The sequence below is a fragment of the Bacillus sp. B19-2 genome (assembly GCF_022832475.1).
GTDB classification, from domain to species: Bacteria; Bacillota; Bacilli; order Bacillales; family Bacillaceae; genus Bacillus; species Bacillus paralicheniformis.
Genome location: NZ_JALHKQ010000003.1, coordinates 694587 through 710744, shown reverse-complemented (window position 1 = coordinate 710744; position 16158 = coordinate 694587). Strand labels below are relative to the sequence as shown.

The 16158-nt window shown below is 48.4% G+C and carries 22 protein-coding genes and 1 pseudogene; 13 read left to right on the top strand and 10 right to left on the bottom strand.

Features of this window, described 5'->3' with window-relative positions; translation table 11 throughout:
- Positions 1–59: 59 nt before the first annotated feature.
- From MST20_RS15790 to MST20_RS15780, 3 genes are read right to left on the bottom strand one after another with little or no spacing between them, the layout of a single operon-like run.
- A complete protein-coding gene (locus tag MST20_RS15790) occupies positions 60–512 on the bottom strand; it encodes a GNAT family N-acetyltransferase (protein WP_243943331.1) in 453 nt (150 codons plus the stop codon).
- A 20-nt stretch (positions 513–532) separates the two neighbouring features.
- Complete coding sequence (locus MST20_RS15785; protein WP_243943329.1) at positions 533–1696, bottom strand: TIGR00375 family protein; 1164 nt, start codon at positions 1694–1696, stop codon at positions 533–535.
- Positions 1693–2250 (bottom strand): NUDIX hydrolase, encoded by a 558-nt coding sequence (locus MST20_RS15780; protein ID WP_243943439.1) that lies wholly within the window; start codon positions 2248–2250, stop codon positions 1693–1695. Before MST20_RS15780 ends, MST20_RS15785 begins: the two co-directional genes overlap by 4 nt.
- A gap of 76 nt (positions 2251–2326) precedes the next feature.
- Between MST20_RS15780 and mciZ the strand changes: the two are divergent.
- The 4 genes and pseudogenes from mciZ to MST20_RS15760 all read left to right on the top strand — a co-directional run.
- Positions 2327–2443: pseudogene (gene mciZ, locus MST20_RS15775) on the top strand (Z-ring formation inhibitor MciZ); the annotation flags it as partial.
- A gap of 100 nt (positions 2444–2543) precedes the next feature.
- Positions 2544–3149 carry a TetR/AcrR family transcriptional regulator gene (locus tag MST20_RS15770; protein ID WP_243943327.1) on the top strand — a complete coding sequence of 202 codons (606 nt, stop codon included), beginning with the start codon at positions 2544–2546 and terminating at the stop codon, positions 3147–3149.
- A gap of 5 nt (positions 3150–3154) precedes the next feature.
- Positions 3155–3502 carry a DoxX family protein gene (locus MST20_RS15765; protein ID WP_025811204.1) on the top strand — a complete coding sequence of 116 codons (348 nt, stop codon included), beginning with the start codon at positions 3155–3157 and terminating at the stop codon, positions 3500–3502.
- Between the two features lie 73 nt (positions 3503–3575).
- The gene (locus tag MST20_RS15760) at positions 3576–4496 is read left to right on the top strand and encodes an aldo/keto reductase (protein WP_243943325.1); all 921 of its coding nucleotides are present in this window, start codon (positions 3576–3578) and stop codon (positions 4494–4496) included.
- A gap of 41 nt (positions 4497–4537) precedes the next feature.
- On the opposite strand, the gene MST20_RS15755 is transcribed toward MST20_RS15760, so the two are convergent.
- A complete protein-coding gene (locus tag MST20_RS15755; protein ID WP_243943323.1) occupies positions 4538–4771 on the bottom strand; it encodes a YqkE family protein in 234 nt (77 codons plus the stop codon).
- A gap of 155 nt (positions 4772–4926) precedes the next feature.
- Here MST20_RS15755 and MST20_RS15750 point away from each other — a divergent pair, with 155 nt between their 5' ends.
- Positions 4927–5856 carry an alpha/beta hydrolase gene (locus tag MST20_RS15750; RefSeq protein ID WP_243943321.1) on the top strand — a complete coding sequence of 310 codons (930 nt, stop codon included), beginning with the start codon at positions 4927–4929 and terminating at the stop codon, positions 5854–5856.
- A 23-nt stretch (positions 5857–5879) separates the two neighbouring features.
- Here MST20_RS15750 and MST20_RS15745 read toward each other — a convergent pair whose 3' ends face one another.
- On the bottom strand, positions 5880–6119 hold the full coding sequence (locus MST20_RS15745; RefSeq protein WP_003183211.1) for a YqkC family protein: 240 nt from the start codon (positions 6117–6119) through the stop codon (positions 5880–5882).
- Positions 6120–6132: 13 nt separating this feature from the next.
- Positions 6133–6456: an iron-sulfur cluster biosynthesis family protein gene (locus MST20_RS15740; protein WP_243943319.1), complete on the bottom strand. Its 324-nt coding sequence runs from the start codon at positions 6454–6456 to the stop codon at positions 6133–6135.
- 109 nt (positions 6457–6565) lie between these two features.
- Between MST20_RS15740 and MST20_RS15735 the strand changes: the two genes are divergently transcribed.
- Positions 6566–6763, top strand: a complete 198-nt coding sequence (locus MST20_RS15735; protein ID WP_165427479.1) for a CDGSH iron-sulfur domain-containing protein — start codon at positions 6566–6568, stop codon at positions 6761–6763.
- A gap of 12 nt (positions 6764–6775) precedes the next feature.
- Here MST20_RS15735 and MST20_RS15730 read toward each other — a convergent pair whose 3' ends face one another.
- The 3 genes from MST20_RS15730 to MST20_RS15720 are packed head-to-tail and all read right to left on the bottom strand — an operon-like array spanning position 6776 to position 8267.
- Complete coding sequence (locus MST20_RS15730; RefSeq protein ID WP_243943317.1) at positions 6776–7747, bottom strand: bifunctional GNAT family N-acetyltransferase/GrpB family protein; 972 nt, start codon at positions 7745–7747, stop codon at positions 6776–6778.
- Positions 7744–8112, bottom strand: a complete 369-nt coding sequence (locus MST20_RS15725) for an antibiotic biosynthesis monooxygenase family protein (protein ID WP_243943315.1) — start codon at positions 8110–8112, stop codon at positions 7744–7746. Before MST20_RS15725 ends, MST20_RS15730 begins: the two co-directional genes overlap by 4 nt.
- 17 nt (positions 8113–8129) lie before the next feature.
- On the bottom strand, positions 8130–8267 hold the full coding sequence (locus MST20_RS15720; protein ID WP_243943313.1) for a hypothetical protein: 138 nt from the start codon (positions 8265–8267) through the stop codon (positions 8130–8132).
- A 388-nt stretch (positions 8268–8655) separates the two neighbouring features.
- Here MST20_RS15720 and MST20_RS15715 point away from each other — a divergent pair, with 388 nt between their 5' ends.
- Positions 8656–9270, top strand: a complete 615-nt coding sequence (locus MST20_RS15715) for an esterase/lipase family protein (protein ID WP_020452056.1) — start codon at positions 8656–8658, stop codon at positions 9268–9270.
- A gap of 137 nt (positions 9271–9407) precedes the next feature.
- Here MST20_RS15715 and MST20_RS15710 read toward each other — a convergent pair whose 3' ends face one another.
- Positions 9408–9620 carry a hypothetical protein gene (locus MST20_RS15710; protein ID WP_243943311.1) on the bottom strand — a complete coding sequence of 71 codons (213 nt, stop codon included), beginning with the start codon at positions 9618–9620 and terminating at the stop codon, positions 9408–9410.
- Positions 9621–9890: 270 nt separating this feature from the next.
- Between MST20_RS15710 and nikA the strand changes: the two genes are divergently transcribed.
- From nikA to MST20_RS15680, 6 genes are read left to right on the top strand one after another with little or no spacing between them, the layout of a single operon-like run.
- Positions 9891–11420 carry a nickel ABC transporter substrate-binding protein gene (nikA, locus tag MST20_RS15705; RefSeq protein ID WP_243943309.1) on the top strand — a complete coding sequence of 510 codons (1530 nt, stop codon included), beginning with the start codon at positions 9891–9893 and terminating at the stop codon, positions 11418–11420.
- Positions 11417–12358, top strand: a complete 942-nt coding sequence (gene nikB, locus MST20_RS15700; RefSeq protein WP_243943306.1) for a nickel ABC transporter permease — start codon at positions 11417–11419, stop codon at positions 12356–12358. The genes nikA and nikB overlap by 4 nt, the downstream gene beginning before the upstream one ends.
- Positions 12355–13185: a nickel transporter permease gene (nikC, locus tag MST20_RS15695; protein ID WP_243943304.1), complete on the top strand. Its 831-nt coding sequence runs from the start codon at positions 12355–12357 to the stop codon at positions 13183–13185. The genes nikB and nikC overlap by 4 nt, the downstream gene beginning before the upstream one ends.
- Before the next feature lies 1 nt (position 13186).
- Entirely contained in the window at positions 13187–14026 is an 840-nt protein-coding gene (locus MST20_RS15690; RefSeq protein ID WP_243943302.1) for an ATP-binding cassette domain-containing protein, read from the top strand.
- Positions 14026–14811: an ABC transporter ATP-binding protein gene (locus MST20_RS15685; RefSeq protein ID WP_243943300.1), complete on the top strand. Its 786-nt coding sequence runs from the start codon at positions 14026–14028 to the stop codon at positions 14809–14811. Before MST20_RS15690 ends, MST20_RS15685 begins: the two co-directional genes overlap by 1 nt.
- Positions 14812–14826: 15 nt before the next feature.
- Complete coding sequence (locus tag MST20_RS15680; protein WP_243943298.1) at positions 14827–16155, top strand: MATE family efflux transporter; 1329 nt, start codon at positions 14827–14829, stop codon at positions 16153–16155.
- Positions 16156–16158: the final 3 nt, after the last annotated feature.

Below are 16158 nucleotides of genomic sequence, written 5' to 3'. Positions count from 1 at the left end.
CCACTCTCCTGTCAAATTTTTACCTTACTATTATAGAAAGGCGTGGGGCTGAACGCAAGTCATTCGGTTTCTGCCGTTCTGATCATATCCACATGCGGAATGCCGTCCTCCATATAGACGTCTGATATTGCTTTAAATCCGAAGGAGCCGTAAAAGGAACGCAAATGATTCTGGGCGCTGATCTTGACCTTTGTCTCTCCGCGCTCGCCTTCCAAAAAGCGGAGCGCTTGATCAAGAAGCGTCTGCGCATATCCCTTTCCCCTGTCTTCTTTGCGGACGATCACCCGGCCGATTGATGCCTCAGGATAAGCCGTGCCGCTCGGGAACAGCCTGCAATACGCAGTGATCTCTCCTTCTTGGCTCAGAAATAAATGGTGTGCCCGCTCATCTAAGTGATCAAGCTCGTGATACGGACAGTTTTGTTCAACGATAAAGACGTCTATTCTAAGCTTGATGATGCGGTACAGCTCTTCCTTCGACAATTCCTCATACGATTTTAGTTTCCACTCCATCCCTTTTTCTAAAGCCCCCTTTAGCTCTGCACTTTTCCATAGGTTCCGCCGCCTCCGGCTTTAAGCTCTAAATCCCCGTTCCTTGCTTTGATCACGAGCTCAGCCGTCTGCGGACGAATGGTTTCTTTTAGTTCGTCTTCTTTTACCCGGTGAAGGATATTCATCTCAGTGCCGAAAGCATCTTTCAGTTTTTGAATCGTTTTCGGACCGATGCCGGGGATCAGCTGCAGCGGAACCTGGTGAACGTACGGCGGGCGCTTGACCGGGCTTTCATCCTGATCGTAAAGCTCCATTAGACGTGTGCTGACGCCTTTTGTAAACTTTCGGCTTCCGCACGCTTTACACACCGTTTCACCTGCCTCCTGCAAACGGCCGCATCTTTCACAAGCGGTTTGAAAATATTTGCCCAACTGTGGATTCATTCCGTAATTGGCGGCAATGCAGCGCCCCTCTTGTCCTTTTAAAGCAAGTGAAAACTCTTGAAAGCTGGCATGTTTAATGTGGAGCTTATTATACTCCCTGCCGATTTTCCCAAGAGAATGGGCGTCCGAATTGGTCAAAAATGCATAAGGATTCAGTTCAGATACGTGTGAAGCCATATCGGTGTCGCTGCTCAGCCCGAGTTCAACCGCATCAATCATCTTCGGATCAAACACTTCTTGCAGCGAAAATTTGACTCCTTTTCCATACAGGCTCTTATGCGGTGTAAAAATGTGCGCAGGAATGAACAAGCCGCCGAGTTCTTTCACTTTCCGCTGAAGACCGATGCCCGTCTCATAGATGCGCTGGGAGCTCAGGTGGATATTCGTTACCCTTTCTGAGAGCCAGGCGGAAAACTGCTTCATTGCGGAGATCGACGGCATAAATGCCAGCACATGAATCGGGCCGCGGCATCTGTCATCATTGATTTCCAATTCAGACCCGCACAGAAGCACGGTATCTTTATACTTGATTCCGCCGTCTTCAAGCTCTGTATAACGGCCTGAAGACACCCCTTTTTCAATTTCCGCCAGCACCTCCGGTGAATGACAATCTATAATGCCGATCAGTTCCATTCCTTTATGCTCGCTTGCTTCAATCAAAATTTCGTCGAGCGTAAGCGTTCTGGCAGCCGTTATCTTAACGGGCCGGCCTGATTCCGTCCGCCCGATATGGATATGCATGTCTGCGAATATTTCTTTCATTTTTTTGCTTGCAGGGCCTTTTTCAGCTCCAGATACTGCACGGCATAAGCCGTTTTCGCATCATAGATGTCCTGAGTTTCCATCAGTTTCAGCGCGCCTGTAAGCGGCACCTCCATTACTTCTACAAATTCGTCTTCATCAAGTTCGCGCTTTTCTTCAAGCGGTGTCAGCTCTTCGGCAAGATACAGGTGCACCAATTCGTCCGCAAAGCCCGGCGATGTGTAAAAAGCGGTGATTTTCTCCAGCTTCGCCGCCGTGTATCCCGTCTCTTCCTCAAGCTCCCGCAGCGCGGTATATTCAGGTTTCTCTCCTTTTTCAAGCTTGCCCGCCGGTATTTCAACGATCGTCCGTTCAAGCGCTTTTCTGTACTGCTTCACCAAAATGATGTTTCCTTCATCAGTCAAAGCAAGCACCGCAACAGCGCCCGGATGCTTCACGATTTCGCGCTTTCCCGTTTTACCGTTCGGCAGTTCGACGTCTTCAAGATAAAGATCGATCACCTTGCCTGAAAAAAGTTTTTCTTTACATATGGTTTTCTCCTCTAAATGCTTCAGTTTGATCATCTCCTAAGTTCTGCTCTGGCTTTTGATCCCATACATTTTATCATACACCATGGAAGGGGGACGCGCCATGAAGGTCTACCGGCTGAACAATCGCATCGTCATGTCGGGGAAAGCATGGGAAATCCGCGCCAAGCTGAAGGAATACGGACGAACGTATCACTATGTGAAAGACTGGCTTTCCGAAAAAGAAAATCGCCTGATTTTCATTGACATCAAGAAGGATCGCATGAAATAATACTTATGAGTAATGTTACTTATAAGTATTATTTTGGAGGCGGATGGATGTGGGAAATGAAAAAGGCCGCAAAGGCAAAGAAAGCCGAAAGCGGCTGCTCGCAGTCGCTGCAAACGAATTTGCAAACCGGGGATTCCATGAGACGAAAGTAAGTACGATTGTCAAAAGAGCGGGGCTGACTCAGCCGTCTTTCTACTTATACTTTCCAAGCAAAGACGCCATCTATAACGAGCTGATCGATGGCTTTCACGCGAACTTAAAAAATCTGATCGAATCGTTTCGTTTAGAAAAAGGAATCGAGAAAAAACACGTCTCAAAACGGGTGACGGCCGCTGTAGAGGCTGTATTTCGTTTTTTGGCGGAGGACCCGGATTTGACCCGCATCGGTTTTTTTCTCAGCCCGGACGCATGCAAAATGAAAAAAGATTTAACACTGGCCTTGAAAGAAAACTTGAAAGCAGAGCAGGAGCTTGGCTACTTCCGGTCCGGCCTGGAAATGGAGACCGTTGCCGAATGTCTGACAGGCATGATTGAGCACCTTGCCGATACCTATTTGCTTGACGGATCAAAAGACCCTTCAAGTCTCGCAAAACAAATCACGGATCTTTTGATCCACGGGATGCTCGTTAATCCGCAACATCCAGAAACGGAGTGAACATGGTGGCATTTATTTTTGTAAAAGCAGGATTGGCGGCATTTATGCTGACCGGAGGCGTAATCAAAGCGCTGCACGTTCCTTTTCAAGTGGAACATTGGCGCCATTATCAATACCCGCTGTGGTTTCTTTCAGTTACAGGATTTCTCGAAATCGCCGGAGCGCTCGGCATGATCGCCGGGATTTGGAATGTGCATCTGGCTGTCGGCTCAGGGCTGTTGTTCTCCCTGCTTATGACAGGCGCCATTCATGCCCACCTATTCCGGGCGCGGCAGCCTTTTTTCACGGCCATCCCTGCCGCGGTTTGTTTGATTTGCGCCCTAAGCGTGATCATCTTCGAGCTGTACTTCTGAGACCGATGCCGATGGGTTGAAAACTTCGCTCCTTTGTATTACGTTCAAAGTAAGAAAAAAAGGAGTGAAGCTTATGAAAAAAAGGACGCTCGGACATTCCGATTTACAGGTGAGTGAAGTCGGCCTCGGCTGCATGTCTCTCGGAACAGACAAAAAGCACGCACTGTCAATTTTGGATGAAGCTTTGGAGCTTGGCATCAATTATTTGGATACTGCTGACCTGTACGATTTTGGACGCAACGAAGAGATTGTCGGTGAAGCGATCAAATCAAGGCGCCAAGACGTGATCCTTGCGACAAAAGCGGGAAACCGCTGGGAGGAAGGAAAACCGGGCTGGTTCTGGGATCCCCGGAAAGCGTACATAAAAGAAGCCGTCAAGCACAGCTTAAAGCGGCTGCAGACCGACTACATCGATCTTTATCAGCTGCACGGCGGCACGATTGAAGACAATATCGACGAAACGATCGAAGCCTTTGAAGAATTAAAACAGGAAGGCGTCATCCGCCATTACGGCATTTCTTCAATTCGGCCGAACGTCATTAAGGAATACGTCAAAAAATCAAACATCGTCACGGTCATGATGCAATACAGCTTGTTGGACAGACGGCCTGAGGAATGGCTTTCTCTCCTTGAAGAACATGGAATCAGCGTGATTGCAAGAGGACCTTTGGCAAAAGGAATCCTGACAGAAAAACCTCTGTCAGACGCAAACGCCGCGATCAAGAAAAACGGCTATTTATCATATTCCTACGATGAACTCGTTAAAACAAAAGCGGACATTGAAAAAACGGCACCTGATTTATCCGCGACCGAAACCGCGATGAAGTATATTCTCGCCCAGCCGGCTGTCGGCGCGGTCATCCCCGGGGCGAGCAAAATCTCCCAGCTTCGGGAAAACGCTGAATCTGTCGGCGGACGCGGTCTGACAGAACAGGAAATCAAAGCGCTCCGCTTTTATACAAAACGAGGCGTGTACACCGCACATCGCGAATAAAGCAATAAGAAAGCCCCGTCTCTTGGTCAGACGGGGCTTTCTTACTTATACTTCCTCCAGTCGTCAATTCCGCTTTCGTTGAGGAGTTCTTCAAAACTTTTATTTTTTTCCCTTTCCTGTCTTTCCTTGATGATCCGCTCTTTCTCTCGCTCTTTTCTTTTTTCGTCCTCCTCTTTCAATTCACTCTTCATTTGCTGAAGTTTATCTTTCAAATCGTCGGCGAGCGCATCTTTCAGCAGCTGCGGGGCATTTGGGTCTTGTTTTTTCTTTCCCATATCCTGTCCTCCGTTCTCCCTGTTTGTGATGATAGTTTATCAGGAATCTAAAAGTTCAGGCAAGCCGTCACTCGTGAGCCGCCTCTCTCGGCAAATGCCAATCGTTGTGTGGTATGATAAAGAAAGAAGCATTTAAGAAAGGAAGAATACATCAGATGTTGATTTGGCTGGCTGCTATCGGGGCGGTTTTGCTGTTTATTGCCGCGCTCGGAATCTATTTTACGAATCAAATCATGTACATTAAAAAACGGACCGATGAATACATTATCGAACGGGAAACGGCCGACGGCCATTATGACGAAAAAGCTTTTGCCGCTCTCCCGAAAGAAGAAATCATCCTCGCTTCTTCTTACGGCTACAATATTAAAGGATACTACGTCCACCCGCACAAAACGAAAAACACCGTGATTATCTGCCACGGGGTGACGATGAATCTGCTGAATTCGATCAAATATATGAATCTGTTTCTTGACCTCGGCTGGAACGCCGTCATATATGACCACCGGAGGCACGGCACAAGCGGCGGGAAAACGACGAGCTACGGATATTATGAAAAAAACGATTTGAAAACGGTGGTCAATTGGCTTCGGGAAAAACACGGCGAACACGCGCTGATCGGCATTCACGGCGAATCGATGGGAGCTGTCACGACGCTTCTTTACGCGGGAATGGACGATGCCGATGCTGATTTTTATGTGGCCGACTGTCCGTTTGCCACATTTGAGGATCAGCTCGTTTACCGGCTGAAAGAAGATTTTCATCTTCCGGGAGCTTTCATTTTGCCGCTTGCCAGCCTCTTTTTGAGATGGCGGGACGGCTACCGCATCCGTGATGTCTCCCCTTTATCCGTCGTCGGGAAGATCAAAAAACCGGTGCTGTTCATTCACAGCAAACACGACGACTATATCCCGGCTGAATCGAGCGAAATGCTTTACGAGAAGAAGCCGGGGGAGAAAAGGCTTTATATCGCTGAAAAAGGTGCGCACGCGATGAGCTACACCCAAAACAGAAACAGCTACAAAAACACGGTGCGGGACTTTCTTCAAGAGATCACAAACCGGCGCAAAGAAGGCGAACGAGCATAAGTCTCGTCCGCCTTCTTTTGATGCTACAAAATATCCGTAATGTCGCTCATATGATCGCCGATCCAGGAGATGGCCGTCTCAATTGTATCGAATTCCTTTGTTTCAAAAGTCATTTCATCCTGAAGAAGCCAGACATCCTTTTTGACGGACTCTGTCCCTCCGATTGACCAATGAAGGAGTGTATACGGATGATTTTGATGTAAAAAGGACGCCCATGTTTTATTTTGAGCGGTTTGCTTTAAAGATTTTACCTTTTGATTCAAATCGAACGCCACCCTATTTCACTAAAATACTCATTCTGGGAGAAAGCACCTGTGCCGGACTTTTCAACATCAAGGCACCCGCTTTCTCATAATAGTCGATAGTCATCGCTTCATCAAAAAAGACTTTTTGCGATGACTGAATATAAATCGGAAGCCCGTTTGTCTCAAGGGGCTCGCAACTTCCCGATAATTCGTCCGTCAGCCACAGAACCGGCACGCCGCTGACCGCGCATCCGCAGCCCTCGGAATCATAGCGGAGCTGGATCTTTTTATCAGGGTAAGGCTCTGTTGTCCGCTGAATGGCTTGTTTTGCCTGTGCAGTGATTTCAAGCTGCATGATATCATCCTTCTTTGTTTCGTTTACGGACATTGTACCACAGGAGCGGGAAAAAGCGCATCGTTTCCGGCTGTCAGGCATAAATATGAAGAGATTCGGAGGTGGAATGATGCCCAAAAAAGTGCAGATTAAAGTGATGGACAACGGCGGTTTCCGGGTCACGGGAGACGTCGACCTGATCGATATGGATGGAAACCCGTTCCCTGAAAAACCCGCTTTTTCGCTCTGCAGATGCGGAAAATCGCTGAAAATGCCTTACTGTGACGGAAGCCATAAAGGAACGTTTGACTCTTGTGTCAGAGCCTAAGCAGGAGGGGGCTTACCTGTTCTCCCCTGCCTTTTTCCATTGTTCAGCCAAGCGCTCAGTCTCTTTTATCCAGCCGTTTTTGCCGTCAATATAGCCTGCCATGTCAAGCGGAAACATCTCCGCCAGCTTCATCTTCAGAGCAGCATATTCTTCGGCCCGCTCCGGATGCGAGATTAAATAATCCCGAAACGCGAGATGCCGCCTGATATCGGGATGCCCGCTTTCATACAGATGGACATGATGTGTACGCTTCCGCCCCCCTTTTTGAAAAAACCTTCTCCCCGGAATGCCGTTTTCCCCCTTCGGTTCATAGCCGAGCATTTTCATCCCCTTTTCGAAGCCGGCGGCGGAGCCGAGATCTTTCACTTCGATCAGCATGTCAATGACAGGCTTGGCGCTCATCCCCGGAATTGACGTGCTTCCAATGTGGTGAATATGCAAGACTTCATTCTGGAAAAGCGCTTCAAGCTGCTTTTTTTCTTTGAAAAATTCGCCTTTCCACTCCTCTTGATAGGAGACGACTTTAACCTTTCTCGGCGCATGCAGCATCAGCCTTGAAAGAACAATTCCTTTTTCAGGTTCATACTGTTCAATCTCAGAAAATCCCAACTTCTGATACAGCGCTTTTGCCGGTTCATTCCCCGCTCCCGTCGTCACTTCAAATGATTCAGCTTCCTTCTTTATCAACATATAACGAAGCAATGCCATCGCAATTCCTTTTCGAAAATGAACCGGATGAACGGCCAGCCTGCAGATCGTCAGCTTATCTGCTGTATGTATAAAGGAAGCGATTCCGGCTAATTCTTCTCCCTCAAACCAGCCGATGAAAGTTTCACGGGAATCCATCACATCAAAAGCTGTTTCATTCAGCTGCGGAATGCCCTGAAATTGAATGATCTCCGCTTCTCTTTCATAAGCCGGCTTTTGAACATTTACTATGCAGCGGGCCGTGTGCGGGTCTTTATGATTTAACAATTGAATCATTGCATTTCCTCCCGGCTGGTGCCGTCTGACGGGGGGCGGCCGTGCCGCTCTGAAATTCTCGCGTCTTCAACTTTTGCAACCCGCACGGCAAAGTCGGAATACCATTCCGTTCGGCCTTTTTCCTTCGCCTGCAGGTGTTCGCTGTGAAACTTCCATTTTTCAATCGCTTCAAGGCTTTCCCAATAGGAAACCGTTATTCCTTTTCCGTTCATGTCCCTTGCGCTTTCTGCTCCTAAAAAGCCTGGCTGTGCTGCGGCAAGCTTTAGCATGTTCGCAGCCGTCTCTTTGTAGCCATGATCACCGTTTGTTCTGACCGATGTGAAAATCACCGCGTAATACGGCGGCTCCGGCGTTTTTGAAATCATGTTCATCCCCCTTTGATTCACAGTTCTTTGATAAACAGGACTTGATCCTGATCCGGTCTGTCATCATTCAAAACGTCACTTTTTTCAACCGAAAACCCCCTTTCCCGCTGATAAGCAATCGATACTTTGTTGACATGCAGCGGACCGCTCTGCATCCTGCACGCTGCATGCTTTCATTAAGATCTAACCTCTCTTTTTCAACATTGACCTGACCATCGGCCAAAACGTTCTGCAACTCAGTAATGGATATGTTTCCTTATTATACCGTTTTCCGCTCCCAATTTACCATTTTAATCTGTCTGTAGATTTATTAGGAGAATGTTCTTAGTCCTCATTCAAGAGCACAAATCGATTTGCCATCTCTCAGGAAAGCTTCACTCTCCTTACCCTACAGGCAGCCGACATACGGAGCGGCAAAAAACCGTTTCATATACTGCTCTTTTTTCGGGGCGAAAAATAGATAAAATTACACTTCGTTTTCATATGTTCGTTTTATAGAATTGTCGTTGTTGTGAATTTATTACTTTTTTAGGAGGAGAAACAATGCGTCGTCATTCATTTTTATCTATTCTATTGATTTGCATGCTGTCTGCCGTATCCGTCTTTTCGTTCCAGCCTGCTACAGCTTCCGCCGCTTCCCGCAATCCGGTCGTCATGGTTCACGGCATCGGCGGAGCCGATTATAACTTTATCGGCATTAAATCGTATTTACAATCTCAAGGCTGGACGAGCAGTGAGCTTTACGCCATCAACTTTATCGATAAAACGGGAAATAATAAAAACAATGCGCCGAGATTATCCGAATACATCAAGCATGTGCTGAATCAAACAGGAGCGTCAAAAGTCGATATTGTCGCTCACAGCATGGGCGGGGCCAATACGCTCTATTATATTAAAAATCTGGACGGCGCACATAAAGTCGGACATGTCGTTACCCTTGGGGGCGCTAACCGTCTGGTTACAAACACGGCGCCTCAGGGAAACGAAATCTCATACACTTCGATTTACAGCACAAGCGACTATATCGTCTTAAACAGCCTCTCCAAACTTGATGGTGCAAACAATGTGCAAATCTCAGGCGTAAGCCATGTCGGTCTTTTGTTTAGCAGCAAAGTGAATGCCTTGATTAAAGACGGGCTGACCGCCAGCGGGCAGTAAAAGCGAAGGAACCTTGAAGGGCTGAGACCTCTTCAAGGCTCCTCATTTATCAGGACTGTTTTCCCGCCCGGGCAAAAATAAAAAAGGACTCTAAATAAACGCCTTTTCCGACCGTTCATTCAGTGTCCGATATATGATTATTCCACAATGATTTCAAAGACTCTTTGTTCGAGGTTGTATTTAGCATCCTGGAATGTAAATTTATAATCATCTGTGTCGGCATCAGGTGAAAGCCAAGCTCCGTATTTTCTGATCGTCTGGACGATGCTATCGAGTTCAGCAGGAGTGAAGTCACCTATGTCTGTGCCTTCGGTTTCAGCTGTATGGCGTATTTTTACTGTAATCATCATCGCTTTTTGGCTCCTTTCACTTGCTGTTTGAACATCTTATTAACAGCATATTTTTTTCCCCTGTAAATCGTTCCATTAAATCCCTTGTTTCAAATTATTCGGGCTTTCTTTTTTGCAGACCTATTTTATATGGAAAAGCAGGCAGAACTTCAAAAAATTTGTCCCCGCACTTTCACCAAACATGAGCAAACATTCCTGTTTACAACAAAGGAAATATCCCCTATGATAATGAGGGTAAATCGAAACCATTACTTTTTGGAGGTGTAACCGATGGCTTACATAGCAAAACGCATGATCATACCGATTATTTTTCTCGTCATTCTCGCTTCCTGCTCCTCCGGAGGCGCGGACTCGGCGAAAGGTGATGAGAAGAAACTCACTTTTCTTTTCAATATTCCAAGTCAAACCCTTGACCCTAATCTCGATGTCAATTATACGGCGGTCCGCGCCGGCATCAGCGAAACGCTCGTCAAAATCAGCGCTGACCTTTCCATCGAACCTTGGCTCGCCAAGGATTGGAAAAGTAAAGACGGACAAACATGGGTCTTCACCCTTAAAGACAATCTGACGTTTCAAAATGGCAAAAAAGCGGATGCCAAAGCGGCAAAAGCGTCTTTAGAACGGACGATACGCGAGAGCAAAGCTATGAAGAACGCCTTAAAAATCAAAGAAATCAAAGCTGCAGGACAAACATTGACGATTACAACGAAGGAGCCATTTCCCGAATTCCCTTCAGAATTGGTTCATCCAAACACATCGATCATTGACGTCAGCGCAGCAAACATTTCTCAACAGCCCGTCGGAACGGGTCCTTTTCAAGTTTCCTCTTTTGAGGCCGGCCATAAAATAGAGTTAGAACGGTATGACGATTATTGGGACGGCAAACCGAAGCTGAAGCACGTCACATTTTCGTTTAATGAAGACGCAAACGCCCGCGTCATGGCTCTCCAATCAAAAGATGCCGACATCATTTACAGACCGAGCGTGGAGGATATTGACCAAATTCAAAAAGATTCATCAATTACCGTTGATTCGGTGCCGAGCTTGCGCGTTCACCAGATTCTCTACAATACAAAGAAGGATCATTTCGCTGACCGTCACCTGCGCCGCGCCTTCGACGCATTACTGGACCGCAAAGAAATCGCTGAAAGCATTTTGAACGGGCATGCTCAGCCGGCAGACGGCCCTTTCTTAGCGGATTTCCCATTTTCCGCCGGTGCGGTTCAAAAGCCGGGCGGACTGGAAGCGGCAAAAACTGAGCTGAAAAAAGCCGGCTACGAGCTTGAAAACGGCAAAGCCGTGAAGGACGGACAAGCCTTATCTTTTACACTGCTAACCTATCAGTCTCGTCCGGAATTGCCCTTAATCGCGCAGATTCTTGAATCAAATGCGAAGGAACTGGGCATTTCGATTAAGATTCAGCAAGTCGAAAATATCGATGAGTATTTGGCGAAGAACGATGATTGGGATTTGGCGACATACAGCTCGATGACCGCGCCCAGAGGCGATGCCGGCTATTTGCTGAACACCGCCTATATGCCGAATGGCGCTTTAAACTACAGCGGCATCGAAAATCAAACCTTGATCAAATGGATTGAGGAATTCAACCGCACGATCGACAAAGAGAAGCGGAACCGCCTTGCCAAAAAAGCAGCTGAATTGATCGAGAAGGAGACATTAAACTCTTTTATCGTCACCCCCGAAAACATCACGGCATACCGAGATGGTGTATTAAATTGGGAAACGAGCAAAAGTGAATATTATATGCTGACGAAAGATTTGGATGTGAAAACGAAATGAAGCAGATCGCTAAGCGGCTGTTTGAACTGGTTCTATTCTTATTACTGCTTTCGTTTATCAGCTTTGTGTTTATGAAAGCGGCTCCCGGTGATCCGGTGAAACAGATGCTTCGCGTAGATGATGTTGCGGTAACAGACGAGCAGATCGAGGCTTTCAGAGAGGAACTCGGTTTGGACAAACCGGTTTATATTCAATATTGGAACTGGTTCAAGCGCTTTTTCCAGTTTGATTTGGGAAACTCCTATACAACACACGAACCCGTCATCGACGAGCTCAGCCGGAAATTCCCGGCGACGTTGCTTCTGACCGGCGCATCGCTTCTCGTCATGCTGCTGATTGCCGTGCCGGTCGGAACGCTTTCCGCTTTATACCGGGATCGGTGGATCGATCATCTCGGCCGCTTGCTCGCTTTAGTGGGAGCCGCGCTCCCGAGCTTTTGGCTCGGATTGATATTGATCGATCTCTTCTCCGTCAGGCTGAATTGGCTGCCGTCAATGGGAGCCGGAACGTTTAAACATTTGATTCTCCCCTCTCTCACGCTTGGGATCGCGATGTCGGGCGTTTATGTCCGTCTTGTACGGTCAAGCTTGATCGAAAGCCTTGGTCAGGATTTCATCAGATCAGCCAGGGCGCGCGGTATCAGCGAGGCTAGAATTTTCTTCTTTCACGCGTTTCGCCACTGTCTTATCCCTGTCATCACGATATTCGGGGTCAGCCTCGGCAGCCTGCTCGGCGGCACGGTGATTATTGAAGTCCTGTTTGCATATCCCGGCGTCGGCAAGCTTGTCGTTGACGCCATCGTTCAGCGTGATTATCCGATCATTCAGGGGTACATTCTTTTCATGGGGATCACGGTTGTCCTGATCAATCTTTTAGTCGACCTCTCCTATCGGTACCTCAATCCGGAAATTCGCTTAAAGGAGGCTGGACGCCGATGAGAAAAAACGTCAAATATATATTCCGAACCAAAACAGGACTGTGGTTTGTGCTGCTGTTTTCCGCGGCGCTCTTCACCGTCCCCTTCTTTTTGCCGTTCGATCCGCTCCGCACAGATATGGCCAACCGGCTTCAGCCGATCAGCATGCAGCATTGGCTCGGAACGGACCATTTGGGCAGAGATATATTTTCCCGGATGATCGCCGGTGCGAAAGCGACGGTCGGCACCGCCTTGGCCGCGATTCTGCTCTCCGTTTTCATAGGTGTTCCCGTCGGGCTTGTCTCCGGCTTTTTCGGCGGACGGCTGGATCGGATGATCATGAGAATTGTTGACGCGGTTATGGCGTTTCCGGACTATATTGTCGCGATTGTTTTAAGCGGTTTGCTTGGCCCGGGGCTGATGAACTTAATATTGGCCGTCGTCGCTGTCAAATGGGTCGGCTATGCAAGGCTGGTCCGCAGCACGGTGTTTTCGGAAAAACAAAAAGATTACATCGCCTTGGCCGAGCTGACGGGCTTAGGCTCCGGGGCGATTTTAAAAAAGCACTTGCTGCCCCATGTTCTCGGCAACGTTTCCGTACTTGCGACACTTGATATCGGAAAGACGGTGTTAATGATTGCTGCCCTGTCCTATATCGGACTGGGTGCTCAGCCTCCATATCCGGAATGGGGCGCCATGCTGAATGACGGAAAACATTACTTTTTGCATGCGCCTCAGCTTATGGTGATTCCCGGTCTTGCGATCATGTTCATCGTTCTGTTATCCAACCTGTACGGTGACCGTTTAAGGGACAGGTTTGACGTTAAACACAAGAAAGGAGTTTCTTAGCATGCCGATGTTATCTATTGAGGGCTTATCAATCCGCTCCCGACAGCACACCATTGTCAAAAATTCCTCCTTCTCGATTCATGAAGGGGAATGGTTCGCGCTGCTCGGGGAAAGCGGCAGCGGAAAGAGCCTGACCGCTTCGGCCATAGCCGGGCTGCTTCCGGACGGACTAACGGTGTCCGGCGGAGACGTGATATTTGAGGGCCGCCAGATGCTTCAAGCAGGCCGCAAAGCGCTCCGACGCATGCGCGGAAAGGATATCGCCTTTATTTTTCAGGACTGTCACGGAGCATTCACCCCATTTATACGGATCGGCAGACAAATTGACGAAATGGTCAAAACGCATACCGATTGGTCTAAGAACAAGCGAAGAGAAGCGATTCTCCGCGCTTTTCAGGAGGTTTCTCTGCCGGAAAACAGAGTATATGAAAGCTACCCGTTTCAATTGAGCGGAGGGCAGCTCCAAAGGGCCGCGATTGCTCAAGCGATGGTGCTCCGCCCGAAGCTTCTCATCGCAGACGAACCGACAACGGCTTTAGACAGCATCACGGCCGCGGACGTCTTGCAACAGCTCACCGTGATGCGCGCCAAAACAAACTGCGCCATCCTTTTTATCACTCATGACCTCCGGCTTGTCAAAAGGTACGCCGATCAAACCGCCGTCATGCAAAACGGAAAAATCGTCGAAAGCGGCTTAACCGCTGATTTAATCAGACAACCGACACATGAATGTACAAGGCGTTTATTCGCAGCCGTCCCGCCGCTGAAAAATCCTCCGCCGAGGCTGACAGCCGCGCCTGAAACAAAGGAACGGGCGCTGGCGGGAACAGGAGGTGCGTGATGACCCATTCAGCAGAAACCGTTCTTTTTGTCAGCAATCTGACAAAACATTACGCTTGCGGCCACAAAGCGGTTGACAATGTATCGCTCTCCATTCGAAAAGGCGAATGTCTCGGGCTCGCCGGCGAGAGCGGCAGCGGAAAAAGCACCCTTGCGCGCTGCCTTCTGCTGCTCGAAAAAATCGATCACGGAGAGATTCGGCTTCATCAACATCCGCTTCCCGGCATAAACCAAAAAGAGACCCGAAGACTGCGCCGAAAGCTGCAGGCTGTTTTCCAAAATCCGGCCGCATCATTGAATCCAAAGCTCAATATTATCGATTCAGTTATGGAGCCGCTTGATGTTTCCAAACAAGACATCCCGTCATTTTTAAAGGACTTCCAAGGCAGCCGCCGTCTGACGGCTGAGCGTCTGTTCTCAATGGTCGGCCTTCCCTCGAGCCTCCTTGACCGCTATCCGCACGAATTAAGCGGCGGGCAGCTCCAAAGGGCCTTAATCGCCAGAGCCATCAGCACTCACCCGTCTTTAATCATCTTTGATGAGCCTACGGCAAGCCTGGATGTCACCAGTCAGGCGAAGATCCTCGACCTCCTCAAAGATTTGCAGGATGATATGGGGCTTTCCTATTTGTTTATTTCCCATGATCTGGCCGCTGTCCACTTCATGAGCCATCGCATCATGGTCATGAAAGACGGGCAGATTGCCGATCAATTTAAAAAAGAAGAGCTTTTTTCCGCCGAAAGGCACCCATATGCCAAAAAGCTGCTTCAAGTGTTTGAATCCTAAGGGGGGGCATAAAAGATGAATCACAGACATTATCTAGCGCTCGCCGTTCCGCTGATCATTTCAACGATCACCACTCCTTTGCTGGGGGCGGTTGATACGGCGGTCGCCGGCCAGCTTTCCTCCCCCGCTTACATCGGCGGTGTTGCAGTCGGAACGATGATTTTTAATACGATATATTGGCTCCTCGGCTTTTTGCGGGTGAGCACATCGGGGTTCGCCGCTCAGTCGCTCGGCTCCCAAAACAGATCAGAGAGCGTTTTGGCTCTTGCCCGGCCTGTTTGCATCGCGGTTTTTGCCGGACTGATGTTCATCCTCTTGCAAAAACCGCTTGAATACGCAGCGCTGACGCTCATACAGCCCGACCGCCATACCGCTGAATTCGCCTCGCAGTATTTTTCGCTGAGGATTTGGGGCGCTCCATTTGCTTTAATCAGCTATTGCATTCTCGGCTGGCTGATGGGAATGTCCCTTATCAAAGTGACATTGCTTTTGCAGATTTCGATGAACGTCTTGAATATCGTGCTTGACATCGTTTTTGTCTACGTTTTTCACATGGAAGTATACGGCATCGCTCTAGCCACTTTGATTGCGGAAGTGACGGGCTGCCTGATCGGCTGCTGGCTTGTGAAATCGAATGCCGCCATGCGGTTTAAGCTGCCGTCCGTCAAGGTTTTGTTCGACCCGAAACCGTTTAAAAAAATGATGGTTGTCAACCGCGATCTATTGATTCGGACATTGTGCCTTTTAACGGTTTTTAATTTGTTCACGGCTAAAGGAGCAGGCTTCGGAGCTGAAGTATTGGCCGCAAATGCGATCTTGATTCAAATTCATTATATGATGGCTTATGTGTTTGACGGATTTGCCAATGCATCGAGCATTTTTGCCGGGAAAGCCGTTGGAAGAATGGATCGGGAACTATATTCCCGTACGCTTTCCCTTTCGATCCAGTGGTCGCTGATCTCGGCCGCGCTGCTTTCAGTCGGCTACTTTCTTTTGAAAGGTGCAATCCTTCCATTGTTTACACCGCTTGAAGGCGTTTTGGAAGCAGCGAAAACTTACGATATTTGGATCGCTCTCTTTCCTTTGACCGCAAGTTTTGGACTCGTTTTTTACGGGATTTTCACAGGAGCCACCGAAATAGGCCCGGTCAGAAATTCAATGTTTTTGGCTGTTCTCGTCTTCCTGGCCGCCTTTTTTACCGCTGTGCCTGCTTTCGGAAACCATGGGCTGTGGCTCGCTTTTCTTTTATTCAGCCTTGGACGTTCCGTATTCTTATGTATGGCTGTTCCCGGGCTGACCACCCGTCTCTTCGGAGAGCGAAGTGCTGCGAGAGAGGCAGGCTAAAAG

What these genes read in the sequence shown, in the direction of transcription:
- MST20_RS15680 (WP_243943298.1), top strand. Translation starts at nt 14,827, where the DNA reads ATGAATCACAGACATTATCTAGCGCTCGCCGTTCCGCTGATCATTTCA.
- MST20_RS15790 (WP_243943331.1), bottom strand. Translation starts at nt 512, where the DNA reads ATGGAGTGGAAACTAAAATCGTATGAGGAATTGTCGAAGGAAGAGCTG.
- MST20_RS15740 (WP_243943319.1), bottom strand. Translation starts at nt 6,456, where the DNA reads ATGCAGCTTGAAATCACTGCACAGGCAAAACAAGCCATTCAGCGGACA.
- nikB (WP_243943306.1), top strand. Translation starts at nt 11,417, where the DNA reads ATGAAGCAGATCGCTAAGCGGCTGTTTGAACTGGTTCTATTCTTATTA.
- MST20_RS15785 (WP_243943329.1), bottom strand. Translation starts at nt 1,696, where the DNA reads ATGAAAGAAATATTCGCAGACATGCATATCCATATCGGGCGGACGGAA.
- nikC (WP_243943304.1), top strand. Translation starts at nt 12,355, where the DNA reads ATGAGAAAAAACGTCAAATATATATTCCGAACCAAAACAGGACTGTGG.
- MST20_RS15715 (WP_020452056.1), top strand. Translation starts at nt 8,656, where the DNA reads ATGCGTCGTCATTCATTTTTATCTATTCTATTGATTTGCATGCTGTCT.
- MST20_RS15720 (WP_243943313.1), bottom strand. Translation starts at nt 8,267, where the DNA reads ATGCAGAGCGGTCCGCTGCATGTCAACAAAGTATCGATTGCTTATCAG.
- MST20_RS15685 (WP_243943300.1), top strand. Translation starts at nt 14,026, where the DNA reads ATGACCCATTCAGCAGAAACCGTTCTTTTTGTCAGCAATCTGACAAAA.
- MST20_RS15710 (WP_243943311.1), bottom strand. Translation starts at nt 9,620, where the DNA reads ATGATGATTACAGTAAAAATACGCCATACAGCTGAAACCGAAGGCACA.
- MST20_RS15690 (WP_243943302.1), top strand. Translation starts at nt 13,187, where the DNA reads ATGCCGATGTTATCTATTGAGGGCTTATCAATCCGCTCCCGACAGCAC.
- MST20_RS15755 (WP_243943323.1), bottom strand. Translation starts at nt 4,771, where the DNA reads ATGGGAAAGAAAAAACAAGACCCAAATGCCCCGCAGCTGCTGAAAGAT.
- MST20_RS15735 (WP_165427479.1), top strand. Translation starts at nt 6,566, where the DNA reads ATGCCCAAAAAAGTGCAGATTAAAGTGATGGACAACGGCGGTTTCCGG.
- MST20_RS15750 (WP_243943321.1), top strand. Translation starts at nt 4,927, where the DNA reads ATGTTGATTTGGCTGGCTGCTATCGGGGCGGTTTTGCTGTTTATTGCC.
- MST20_RS15730 (WP_243943317.1), bottom strand. Translation starts at nt 7,747, where the DNA reads ATGATTCAATTGTTAAATCATAAAGACCCGCACACGGCCCGCTGCATA.
- MST20_RS15760 (WP_243943325.1), top strand. Translation starts at nt 3,576, where the DNA reads ATGAAAAAAAGGACGCTCGGACATTCCGATTTACAGGTGAGTGAAGTC.
- MST20_RS15725 (WP_243943315.1), bottom strand. Translation starts at nt 8,112, where the DNA reads ATGATTTCAAAAACGCCGGAGCCGCCGTATTACGCGGTGATTTTCACA.
- nikA (WP_243943309.1), top strand. Translation starts at nt 9,891, where the DNA reads ATGGCTTACATAGCAAAACGCATGATCATACCGATTATTTTTCTCGTC.